This is a genomic window from Variovorax sp. 01N429 (assembly GCF_056399425.1).
On record NZ_JBFTRG010000025.1, the window covers coordinates 69,872 to 80,553 of the forward strand.

At 65.0% G+C, this 10,682-nt stretch carries 11 protein-coding genes; all 11 read left to right on the plus strand.

Annotated elements, in window-relative coordinates:
- Positions 1 to 10 precede the first annotated feature (10 nt).
- The 11 genes from AC1DSF_RS28445 to AC1DSF_RS28495 all read left to right on the plus strand — a co-directional run bounded on the left by AC1DSF_RS28445 (position 11) and on the right by AC1DSF_RS28495 (position 10,495).
- Complete coding sequence (locus AC1DSF_RS28445) at positions 11 to 1,030, plus strand: ABC transporter substrate-binding protein (RefSeq protein ID WP_478128567.1); 1,020 nt, start codon at positions 11 to 13, stop codon at positions 1,028 to 1,030.
- Positions 1,031 to 1,034: 4 nt separating this feature from the next.
- Entirely contained in the window at positions 1,035 to 1,865 is an 831-nt protein-coding gene (locus AC1DSF_RS28450; protein ID WP_478128568.1) for an ABC transporter permease, read from the plus strand.
- Positions 1,862 to 2,692, plus strand: coding sequence for an ABC transporter ATP-binding protein (locus AC1DSF_RS28455; RefSeq protein ID WP_478128569.1), 831 nt, complete (start codon positions 1,862 to 1,864; stop codon positions 2,690 to 2,692). The genes AC1DSF_RS28450 and AC1DSF_RS28455 overlap by 4 nt, the downstream gene beginning before the upstream one ends.
- 10 nt (positions 2,693 to 2,702) lie before the next feature.
- On the plus strand, positions 2,703 to 2,912 hold the full coding sequence (locus AC1DSF_RS28460; RefSeq protein ID WP_478128570.1) for a DUF4089 domain-containing protein: 210 nt from the start codon (positions 2,703 to 2,705) through the stop codon (positions 2,910 to 2,912).
- The gene (locus AC1DSF_RS28465; RefSeq protein WP_478128571.1) at positions 2,909 to 4,333 is read left to right on the plus strand and encodes an AtzE family amidohydrolase; all 1,425 of its coding nucleotides are present in this window, start codon (positions 2,909 to 2,911) and stop codon (positions 4,331 to 4,333) included. Before AC1DSF_RS28460 ends, AC1DSF_RS28465 begins: the two co-directional genes overlap by 4 nt.
- 20 nt (positions 4,334 to 4,353) lie before the next feature.
- On the plus strand, positions 4,354 to 4,734 hold the full coding sequence (gene hpxZ / locus AC1DSF_RS28470; protein ID WP_478128572.1) for an oxalurate catabolism protein HpxZ: 381 nt from the start codon (positions 4,354 to 4,356) through the stop codon (positions 4,732 to 4,734).
- A gap of 135 nt (positions 4,735 to 4,869) precedes the next feature.
- Positions 4,870 to 5,991, plus strand: a complete 1,122-nt coding sequence (locus AC1DSF_RS28475) for a BMP family ABC transporter substrate-binding protein (RefSeq protein ID WP_478128573.1) — start codon at positions 4,870 to 4,872, stop codon at positions 5,989 to 5,991.
- 136 nt (positions 5,992 to 6,127) lie between these two features.
- Complete coding sequence (locus AC1DSF_RS28480; protein ID WP_478128574.1) at positions 6,128 to 7,213, plus strand: ABC transporter permease; 1,086 nt, start codon at positions 6,128 to 6,130, stop codon at positions 7,211 to 7,213.
- Positions 7,210 to 8,130, plus strand: a complete 921-nt coding sequence (locus AC1DSF_RS28485) for an ABC transporter permease (protein WP_478128575.1) — start codon at positions 7,210 to 7,212, stop codon at positions 8,128 to 8,130. The genes AC1DSF_RS28480 and AC1DSF_RS28485 overlap by 4 nt, the downstream gene beginning before the upstream one ends.
- 21 nt (positions 8,131 to 8,151) lie before the next feature.
- Positions 8,152 to 8,865: a biuret amidohydrolase gene (gene biuH / locus AC1DSF_RS28490; RefSeq protein ID WP_478128576.1), complete on the plus strand. Its 714-nt coding sequence runs from the start codon at positions 8,152 to 8,154 to the stop codon at positions 8,863 to 8,865.
- A gap of 19 nt (positions 8,866 to 8,884) precedes the next feature.
- Positions 8,885 to 10,495, plus strand: coding sequence for an ABC transporter ATP-binding protein (locus AC1DSF_RS28495; protein ID WP_478128577.1), 1,611 nt, complete (start codon positions 8,885 to 8,887; stop codon positions 10,493 to 10,495).
- Positions 10,496 to 10,682 lie beyond the last annotated feature (187 nt).

The following is a 10,682-nucleotide window of genomic DNA, read 5'->3' on the forward strand; positions in this document are numbered from 1 at the left end:
GGAGTTTTCAATGGCCCGCAACGACACACCACTTTCTCTCGCAACGCCTGCCTCGCGGCGCCGAGTCCTTCAAGCCGGGGCGGCGGCTGCCGTCATCGCAGCCACGGCGGCCCCCTCTATCGTGCGAGCGCAGGCTCCAGTCAAGATTCGCATCGGCTATTGGCCCATCGCCGCTGGCTTGCCCTTCTATGCGGCTGTCGAGCAGGGCTACTTCAAGACCGCCGGGCTGGATGTCGAGGTACAGCGCTTCGCCGGCGCGCAGCAGATCATGGAAGCCATGCTGGCCGATCGCTGCGATGGCAGCGCCAATGGCACGGGCTCGGCCAACATCGCCATCGGCGAGATCGCTGCGCCGGGCAGCTTCAAGATCTTCTGTTCCAACCCGAGCAATGCGAAGAACGTGCTCGATGAAATGCTGGTGCCAGCGGGCAGCACGGCAAAGACCATGGCCGATCTCAAGGGAAAGCGCGTCGCGTCCGGCCCCGGCATCCAGAACGTGACGCTGGCCAAGGCGGTGCTCGAACGCGGCGGCGCGACGGGCGCCACCGTCGTCGAGTTGCCCATCGGCGCGCACGTCGCTTCACTCGCGGCCGGCCAGGTCGACGGCTGCTACACGCTCGAACCCACCGGGACCATTGGTCGGCTGAACGGCAGCACCAAGATCCTCGAGTCCGGCGTGATCGCCAAATACGTGCTGGGCGACCCGATGGCCCCGTGGTTCGGCGGCTCGGCTTCGCTGACCACTGCCTTCATCAAGAAGAACCCCGACGCCGCGAAGAAATTCATCACCGCCTACGGCCAGGGCGTTGCGTATGTCCGCAGCAAGCCCGGCGACGCGCGCCAGTACCTCAAGGGCTACACCGCCATCGAAGGCCCGCTCACGAGCGAAGTGCCGCTGGCCGCCTACACGATGTACAACGAGTTCACGCCGGCCGACGTCGCGCACTTCCAGAAGTTCTTCGACCTGTTCTCTGAAAAAGGCATCTTCTCGTCTCGCCTGATGGTGGACTCGATGCTCTACAAGGGGTGAACCGATGAGCACCCCCGCATCGATGGAAGCAGCGCCCTGGGCGCCGCCCGCGGCCGCATCGACCAGCGCACCGCCGCATGAATCACACTGGACCAAGGCGCTGCCCTTCATCGGGCCGGTGGCGCTGTTCATCATCTGGGACTTGGCGGTCCGTCTCGGCTTCATCAAGGCGATCCTGCTGCCGATGCCCGCGGACACCATCACGACGCTGCTCTCGGGGCTCGCGGGCGGGCCATTGCTCACGGACTTCGCGGTGACTGTCTGGCGCACGCTCCAGGCGTTCGCGATCGCTGCAGTCATGGGCGTGCCGCTGGGCGTGCTGCTCGGCAGTAACGAGAAGGCGTATCGCAGCGTCGAATTCCTGATCGACTTCTTTCGCTCCACGCCGTCTTCGGCGCTCATCCCGCTGTTCCTCATGATCTTCGGCGTGTCGGACGTCAACAAGGTCGCCATCGCGGCTTTCGGCGCGCTCCTCATCGTGGTCTTCAACAGCGCCTATGGCGTGATGAACGCGCGCAAGCAGCGCGTGATGGCCGCGAAGGTAATGGGCGCATCGCGCTGGCAGATCTTCCGCGACGTGCTGGTGTGGGAAAGCCTTCAGCCGAGCTTCGTCGGCTTGCGCTCCGCGGTGTCGATGGCATTGGTCATCGTGATCGTCGCCGAGATGTTCATCGGCTCTGACAGTGGCCTCGGCCATCGGATCATCAATTCGCAGCAGGTGATGAACGTCAAGGACATGTACGCATCCATCCTCGCCGCGGGTGCGCTCGGCTATGCGCTCAACATCCTTTTTCTGGTGGCCGAGCGGCGCATCGTGCACTGGAGCGGGCGATGAGAACCGTCGAGAACGTCATCAACGGGCCCGTGTATGCCGATGTGCCCAAGCCTGCCTTCACGCCCGGGCCGGCCGGCACGCACATCACCATTCGCGGCCTGACGAAGTACTTCGCCGGCTGGCCGTTGTACGAGAACTTCGACCTCGACATCCCCAAGCAGAAGATCGTCTCTGTCTTCGGCCCCAACGGCTGCGGCAAGTCGACGCTGATCAACATGATCGCGGGGCTGATCCCGATCGATTCGGGCGAGATCCTGTTCGACGGCAAGTCGCTCAAGGACACCAAGATCGGCTACGTGTTCCAGAACTATCGCGAGGCGATGTTTCCGTGGATGCGCACCATCGACAACATCGCCTATCCGCTGAAGCTCGAAGGCCGCTCCAAGGCAGAGGTCGATCGGCGAATGCAGGAGCTGGTCGCTTCGTTCGACGTCAAGTTCGATCTCAAGCGCTATCCCTACGAGCTCTCGGGCGGCCAGCAGCAGACCGCCTCGATCATGCGGGCGCTGGCGCCCAACCCCGAAGTGCTGTTCCTCGACGAGCCTTTCTCGGCGCTGGACTTCGAGATGACGCTCTTCATCCGCGAAAAGCTGCAGGAGGTTTTCATGCAGACCGGCACGACGATGCTGCTGGTTTCGCATGATCTGGAAGAGGCGGTCTACCTTGCGGACCAGGTGCTGCTGTTGACCAAGCGCCCGACGAAGGTCGCCGAGATCCTCGACTACGGTGACGCGCGCCCTCGCACGCTCGAAACCCTGAGTTCATCCAGCTTCGTCGGCATGAAGAAGCTGAGCCTCGAGATCTTCCAGCGCGAAGTGCGCCGTTGAGGGGCTGCTCATGATGACGCCAGCACAGATCGAAGCGTACGTCGACGCGGCTTCAGCCGCACTGGGCCTGCGCTTGCGGTCCGATCATCGGCCGGGGGTGGTGCGCTACTTCGGGATCGCCGCGGAATTCGCGGCCATCGTCGATGCAGTGCCGCTCGAAGCGCACGAAGACGCGGCAGTGACTTTCGTGCCGGTTTCGCCGAAGGAGAAGGAAGCGTGACCGCCGCGGAACTGTTGCGACAAGACGCATCGGCGATGGCAGATGCCGTACGCGCGGGCTCGGTGAGTGCCTCCGCGCTGGTCCAGGCGAGCCTCGATCGCATCGATGCGACGGACGGGCGGGTCAATGCCTTCACCGACGTGGTCCGCGAAAGGGCATTGCGGCGCGCCGCGCAGGTCGACGCGTCTCTTTCGTCGGACAGAGCTGCGCGCACGCGCGAGCTTCCATTGCTCGGCGTGCCCTTCGCGGTGAAGAACCTCTTCGACATCTCTGGCCTCGCGACGCTTGCGGGCTCCAAGATCGAACGCGAAAGCTCGCCGGCGCGTACAGATGCAGCGCTGGTGCGGCGCCTCGAAAGCGCCGGCGCCGTGCTGGTCGGCGCGCTCAACATGGACGAATACGCGTACGGCTTCACAACCGAGAACAGCCACGTGGGCCCGGCGCACAACCCGCATGATCTGTCGCGCATCGCGGGCGGCTCGTCCGGTGGGTCTGGTGCGGCCGTGGCTGCGGGACAGGTGCCGCTTTCTCTGGGCTCGGACACCAACGGCTCCATTCGTGTGCCGGCCTCGCTGTGCGGCGTCTTCGGATTGAAGCCGACCTTCGGCCGCCTGCCGCGCAGCGGAAGCTATCCCTTCGTTTCGAGCCTCGATCATCTCGGGCCATTTGCACGCTCGGCACGCGATCTGGCGCTCGCCTACGACGCCATGCAGGGCCCGGAGCCATGGGGGCCGCGCGATCCGGGCTGCGCGCAGCGGGCTGTCGAGCCGACTGCGCCCAGCGTCGGACGTGGCGTGCAGGGGTTGCGAATCGGCGTGCTCGGCGGCTACTTTCGCGAGCGTGCGCAGCCCGAGGCATTGACCGCCGTCGACGCTGTCGCGCAAGCCCTGGGTGCGAGCCAGACGGTCGATCTGCCGATGGTGGAGGCCGGACGCGCCGCTGCCTTTCTCATCACGAACGCCGAAGGCGCCGCGCTGCACCTTCCCGATCTCCGCACGCGAGCGCAGGACTTCGAGCCTCTGTCGCGCGATCGCTTCCTGGCTGGCGCGTTGCTGCCGGCGGCCTGGATCGCCCGAGCGCAGCGCGTACGCCGACGTTATGCCGAACAGGCGGCGCGCTTGTTCGAGCGCTTCGATGTGCTGATCGCCGCTGCCACACCTTGCGCAGCGACCCCGATTGGCGCTGAGTGGTTCGAACTCAATGGGCAGCGCCTTCCGGTGCGTCCCAACATGGGGGTGCTGACACAACCCATTTCATGCATCGGCCTGCCGGTGTGCGCCGTTCCGGTCTGGGGTGCGCATCCGAACCTGCCGATCGGCGTCCAGGTGATCGCGGCGCCCTGGCGTGAGGACATCGTTCTTCGAGTCGCAGCAGCGCTCGAATCCGCCGGTGTTTCGCACGCGCCAATCGCCTCGCTCTAGAGGAGAAAAGACAAACAACCATGACGCTATCGATCAACCTTCCACATGTGGTGGCGGAGGTCACGGTGGCCTTCGACCGATACGAAGACGCGCTGGTGAACAACAAGGTCGACGTTCTGGACGAATTGTTCTGGGACAGCCCGCACACGCTGCGCTATGGCGCGACCGAAAACCTCTACGGGTATCGCGAGATCCAGGACTTCCGTGCTTCGCGGCCGTCGCAAGGCCTGGCGCGCGAAGTCTTGCGCACCGTCATCACCACCTACGGCGATGACTTCGCGACCGCGAACATCGAATTCCGCCGCGAAGGAAGCACAAAGACGGGGCGCCAGAGCCAGACATGGATGCGCACCGCCCAAGGCTGGCGCGTCGTCGCCGCGCACGTGAGCCTTTTGGGCTGATTTCAAGCCCCGAAACCGCTGGTACGGTTTATGCACCCGATCTTGTATCCAAGACAGGATATCCAGCCCCTCAGCCCCTCAGCCCCTCAGCCCCTCAGCCCCCTCCCCACTCCCCACTCCCCAGGAGTCAGCACCATGAGCCACATCCATCTCAATCGCCGTGATTCCCTCAAGTCACTTGCCGCGCTTGCGTCCGCCACCACGCTCGGCGGATGGAGCGCACTCGCAAGCGCGCAAAAGCCGCTGACGGTCGGCGTGATCTACGTCGGTCCGCGCGATGACTACGGCTACAACCAGGCGCACGCGCAAGCGGCGGCTGAGCTCAAGAAACTGGCCGGCGTGAAGGTGGTCGAGGAAGAGAACGTGCCCGAGACGGCAGCTGTGCAGAAGACGATGACCGGCATGATCGCGCAGGACGGCGCGACGCTCCTCTTCCCGACTTCCTTCGGCTACTTCGATCCGCACATCCTGGCCGTTGCGCCGAAGAACCCGGACGTGCGCTTCTCGCACTGCGGCGGCCTGTGGACCGAAGGCAAGCATCCGAAGAACGTCGGCAGCTTCTTCGGCTACATCGACGAGTGCCAGTACCTCAACGGCGTGATCGCCGGTCATATGACGAAGAGCAAAAAGATTGCCTTCGTCGCCGCCAAGCCCATTCCCCAGGTGCTGCGCAACATCAATGCCTTCACCATGGGTGCGCGATCGGTCAACCCGAACATCACCTGCAGCGTGATCTTCACCGGCGACTGGTCGATGGCCGTCAAGGAAGCCGAGGCGACCAACAGCCTTGCCGACCAGGGCTGCGACGTTTTCACCATGCACGTCGATGGGCCCAAGGTGATCGTCGAGACGGCTGCCAAGCGCGGCAAGATGGTCTGCGGCTATCACGCGAGCCAGGCCAAGCTCGCGCCCAACGCCTACCTGACCGGTGCGGAATGGAACTGGCTGACGGCCTACAAGACGGTGCTCGACGCAGCGCAAGCTGGCAAGCCGCATCCGAACTTCCTGCGCGGTGGCTTGAAGGAGGGTTACGTGAAGATGTCGCCCTACGGCTCGATGGTGACCGATGCCGCGAAGAAGAACGCCGATGACACCAAGAGCAAGATGGTCGCAGGCAACTTCGACATCTTCCAGGGGCCGCTGAAGGACAACAAGGGCGCGGTTGTGATTCCTGCGGGCAAGGCGTTCAAGCAGACTGATCTCGAGCTGGAGAAGATGAACTATCTGGTGGAAGGCGTCGTGGGGGCCGTGGGCTGACCCCCAGGTTTCGCGCACTTCGTGTCGCTTCGCCTACCCCCTTGCAGGGGGCAATACCGGCGGCCGGGCGGAGCCGGTTCCGCGGTATTCCTGGAAGTGTCTGCTGACAGTGCTGTTTGACTGAAGGCAAATCATCATGCGCAACACTCTTCGCGAGATTGCATTGCCGGTGTTCGCCATCGCGGCGGCGCTGTTGCTGTTTGGCGTGTTCGTCTGGTTCGCCGGGGTGAGTCCGGTCGATGTCTGGATCATCCTGTTCAAGGGCGCTTTTGGGGATTGGTTCTCCTGGCAGAACACGTTGCAGCGGGCGGCGCCGCTGATGCTGACCGCGCTGTGCGTGGCGATTCCGGCGCGCGCGGGGCTGGTGATCATCGGTGGCGAAGGTGCGCTGGTGCTCGGCGGACTGGCCTGCGCTGCGCTTCCGTATGTGTTGCCGCTGCCGGCCAACGTTGTGGGAACGGTGGCGCTTTGCATCGCGGGCGCGGTGGCCGGTGCAGCGTGGATCGCGCTTGCGGGCTGGCTGCGGCAGTACCGCGGCATCAACGAAACGATCAGCAGTCTGCTGCTCGCCTACGTCGCCATCGGGCTCTTCAAGCATCTCGTGGAAGGTGCGCTGCGTGATCCCGCGAGCCTCAACAAGCCGGCGACTCGGTCGCTCGCGGACGGGCTGGGAATTGGCGGCATCGGCGGTTCGGACGTGCACTGGGGGCTCGTGATCGGCGTGGTCGCGTGCGTCGTGTCCGGGCTTTGGCTGCGCTTCACGGCGTCGGGCTTTTCGGTGCGGGTGGTCGGAGGCAATCCGCGCACCGCGCAACTCGTGGGGCTGCCTGCCAATCGATTGATCCTGGCTGCATGCGGACTGGGCGGCGCATGCGCTGGCGTCGCGGGTGCAGTCGAAGTTGCGGCGGTTCATACCAACGCCAATGCTTCGCTGATTGCCGGGTATGGCTATGCGGGCATCCTCGTGTCCTTCATCGCTCGACACAACCCCGTGGCGGTGATCCCCGTCGCGATCTTGTTTGGCGGCTTCGGCGCCGCCGGCAGCTTGTTGCAGCGGCGGCTTGGTCTGCCCGATGCATCCGTGCTGGTGCTGCAGGGCATGGCCTTCGTCCTGATTCTGGCCAGCGAAGGATTGCGGATGATCGACTGGAAGGCCTTGTTCAGGAATCGTGCGCCCCGAAGCACGCCGGCGGCCGTGCTCGTGAAGGAGATCGCGCAATGACAACCGACCAGTGGATCGCGTTCGTCGCTGCGATCGTCGGTGGGGCGCTGCGTGTCGGCGCGCCCTTTCTGTTCGTCAGCTTGGGCGAATGCCTGACGGAGAAGTCCGGCCGTATCAATCTCGGCCTCGAAGGGGTGCTCGTGCTTTCGGCGATGGCGTCGTTCGGTGGCGCCTGGCTGACAGGATCGGCGTGGCTTGGCGTGCTGATCGGCGGCGCCGTCGGTGCGATGCTCGCGCTGCTGCATGGGCTCCTGTGTTCGCTCGACCGAGTCAACGACGTCGCGACCGGCATCGCGTTGATGCTGTTCGGAACCGGGCTCGCGTTCTATCTGGGCAAGCCGCTGATCCAGCCGCAGGCGCCGCAGTTGCCCGCGATTCCATTGGGCAACTGGAGCGACAACCCCGTCATTCGCTCAGCATTGCAGGTCAATTCCCTGGTGCCGGTCGGCATCGTGATGGCCGTGCTGCTGTGGTGGGGCTTCGCGCATACGCGCATCGGTTTGCTGATCCGCATGGCGGGCGATTCGGCGAACGCGACGCGCGCGCTCGGCTACTCAGTCGCGGGGCTGCGCATCGCGGCTACCACTGCGGGTGGCTTCATCGCGGGACTGGGCGGTGCATCGCTGACGCTCTTCTATCCAGGCAGCTGGAACGAGGGCATCTCCAGCGGCCAAGGCCTGATCGCGGTGGCGCTGGTGATCTTCGCGCGCTGGAGCCCGCTTCGCTGCATCGGCGCCGCGCTGCTCTTTGGCGGTGCCGGCGCAATTGGCCCGGCGCTGCAGTCGGTGGGCGTGGGCTGGGGGTACCACCTGTTCAATACCGTGCCCTACGTGCTCACGCTGTTCATCCTCGTGCTGACCTGCAAGCCCGGCAGCGTGGCCGTCGGAAGTCCTGGTGAACTGTCTTCAACACGTTGAGAAGCATCGAGCAAACCTCTCATGAAATCAATCGAGCAAATGCAGCGGTTTGTCGCGGCAGAGCCTTATCCCTGGCCTTTCAACGGCGATCTGCGCCCCGACAACACGGCGCTCATCGTGATCGACATGCAGACCGATTTCTGCGGCAAGGGCGGGTACGTGGACGTGATGGGCTATGACCTGTCGCTCGTCCAGGCGCCCATAGAGCCGATCGCGCTGACGCTGGCGCGGCTGCGGCAGCTCGGCTTTCACATCATCCACACGCGCGAGGGCCATCGGCCGGATCTTGCCGATCTGCCGCCGAACAAGCGCTGGCGGTCGCGACGCATCGGTGCCAACGGCGTGGGGATTGGTGACGAAGGCCCTTGCGGACGAATCCTGATCCGTGGCGAGCCCGGCTGGGAAATCATTCCAGCACTGGCCCCGAAGGCCGGCGAGGTGGTGATCGACAAGCCGGGCAAGGGCTCGTTCTATGCGACCGATCTTGAGCTCATCCTGCGCACGCGCGGCATCGAGAACTTGATCCTCGCAGGCATCACCACCGACGTCTGCGTGCACACCACCATGCGCGACGCGAACGATCGCGGTTTCGAGTGCCTGCTGTTGTCGGACTGCACCGCTGCGACAGACTCCGGCAATCATCTTGCGGCGCTGAAGATGATCACCATGCAGGGTGGCGTTTTCGGCGCACACGCCAGGTCGGTCGCGTTGCTGGACGCGGTCTCGGCCACCTAGAAAGAGAAGGGCCCCGAGCATGATCGCCCCTGTCAATCCGAGCCCACCCGCCGTTGGGGCGCTGGCGCTCGACACCTACGAGCTCACCAAGCGCTTCGGCAGCTTCACGGCGATGGATCATGTGACCATGCATGTCGAGCCGGGGACGGTGCATGCGCTGCTCGGAGAAAACGGCGCCGGCAAGAGCACGCTGGTGAAGTGTGTGGCGGGGTTCCAGCGCGCCGAGGAGGGCAGCATCATGATCGATGGGCGCGAGCAGGACATCGCGAACCCGATCGTCGCGCGGGCGCTCGGCATCGGCATGGTCTACCAGCACTTCACGTTGGCACCCGGCATGACGGTCGCGGAAAACCTGTTGCTGGCGGGCGGCAAGACGCCGGCCATGATCGACTGGAGGCGAAAGCGCGCCGAGCTAAAAGACTTTCTGGCGACGACGCCTTTTGCGCTCGACTTGGATGTCCGGCCTTCGGAACTCGCGGCTGGCGAGAAGCAGAAGCTCGAACTGCTGAAGCAGCTTTATTTGAAGCCGCGCCTGCTGATCCTCGACGAGCCGACTTCGGTGCTGACACCGCAAGAGGCCGACGAGGTGCTGGGCCACGTGCGCGAGTTCGCGTTGAGCGGAATGTGCACCGTGCTGATCATCACGCACAAGTTTCGCGAGGTGATGGCTTATGCCGACAGCGTGACGGTGCTGCGTCGCGGCAAGGCGGTGCATCACTGCAGGGTGCCTGACACGAACCCGGCGAGGCTCGCGGCCGCCATGATGGGTGAAGGCGAAGCGCCGCCGCCGGAGAGCGACACGGCGGCGCCGTCGGGGCGCGCGCTGCATGCCATGAAGGACACGCCGGCGGATGCACCCGTGGCATTGCGCATCGACGGGCTTCGTGCGCAGGGTGATCGCGGCACGCTGGCGGTGCACGATCTCAGCTTGAGCGTGCGCGCCGGCGAAATCCTGGGCGTGGCCGGCGTCTCGGGCAATGGTCAGCGAGAGATGGTGGAGGCGCTGGTGGGGCAACGGCCGCGCCTCGCAGGGCAAGTCACGGTCATGGGCAAGCCCTATGGCGCGCGGCGCGAGGAGAACCGGCGCCTGAAGGTGCGCAGCCTGCCGGAGGAGCCGCTGCGCAATGCCTGCGTCGGCGATCTCAGCGTTGCGGAAAACATGGCGCTTCGCGATTTCGACCAACCGCCGCTGGCGTGGCAAACGATGGGCGCTGGCGTACTCAACTTTCCGCTGTGGCGTCGTCGTGCGCGCGAATGGATTGCTGAATACGGCGTCAAGACGCAGGGGGAGGGCGCACCGATTCGCAGCCTCTCAGGGGGCAATGTGCAGCGCGCGGTGCTGGCGAGAGAGCTGGCGGGCGATATCAATGTGTTGATCGCGGCGAATCCGGTGTTCGGCTTGGACTTCGCGGCAGTGGCGGAGATTCACACCCGCATCGTGCAGGTGCGGGCGCGGGGCGGGGCGGTTTTGCTGATCAGCGAGGACCTCGATGAGTTGCTGGAGATGGCGGACCGGATCGTGGTGATGAGCGAAGGGCGTGTGGTGTTCGAGACGCCTGCTGCTACGGCTGAAAGGCATGTGCTGGGGGCACATATGGGGGGCGGGGAGCACGCTGTGGTGGCTTCATGAGGCGTCGTGGGTTTGTGCCGGTTTCTGTTGCTTGGGGCGGCCGCCCGGTATGCGGTGCGGGCTGTGCGACCCCGCTGCGCCGGCCCTTCGGGCTTCCCTGCAGTGCTCGACTCAGGCGGGGTCCGCGTGAAACTCGCTGCGCTCAGACACACGCGGCCCTGATCCGCCTGAGTCTGCGCGCTTCGGC

Bases quoted from the DNA above. Each gene is read 5' to 3' on its own strand.
- AC1DSF_RS28445 (WP_478128567.1), top strand. From the start codon at position 11: ATGGCCCGCAACGACACACCACTTTCTCTCGCAACGCCTGCCTCGCGG.
- AC1DSF_RS28450 (WP_478128568.1), top strand. From the start codon at position 1,035: ATGAGCACCCCCGCATCGATGGAAGCAGCGCCCTGGGCGCCGCCCGCG.
- AC1DSF_RS28455 (WP_478128569.1), top strand. From the start codon at position 1,862: ATGAGAACCGTCGAGAACGTCATCAACGGGCCCGTGTATGCCGATGTG.
- AC1DSF_RS28460 (WP_478128570.1), top strand. From the start codon at position 2,703: ATGATGACGCCAGCACAGATCGAAGCGTACGTCGACGCGGCTTCAGCC.
- hpxZ (WP_478128572.1), top strand. From the start codon at position 4,354: ATGACGCTATCGATCAACCTTCCACATGTGGTGGCGGAGGTCACGGTG.
- AC1DSF_RS28475 (WP_478128573.1), top strand. From the start codon at position 4,870: ATGAGCCACATCCATCTCAATCGCCGTGATTCCCTCAAGTCACTTGCC.
- AC1DSF_RS28480 (WP_478128574.1), top strand. From the start codon at position 6,128: ATGCGCAACACTCTTCGCGAGATTGCATTGCCGGTGTTCGCCATCGCG.
- AC1DSF_RS28485 (WP_478128575.1), top strand. From the start codon at position 7,210: ATGACAACCGACCAGTGGATCGCGTTCGTCGCTGCGATCGTCGGTGGG.
- biuH (WP_478128576.1), top strand. From the start codon at position 8,152: ATGAAATCAATCGAGCAAATGCAGCGGTTTGTCGCGGCAGAGCCTTAT.
- AC1DSF_RS28495 (WP_478128577.1), top strand. From the start codon at position 8,885: ATGATCGCCCCTGTCAATCCGAGCCCACCCGCCGTTGGGGCGCTGGCG.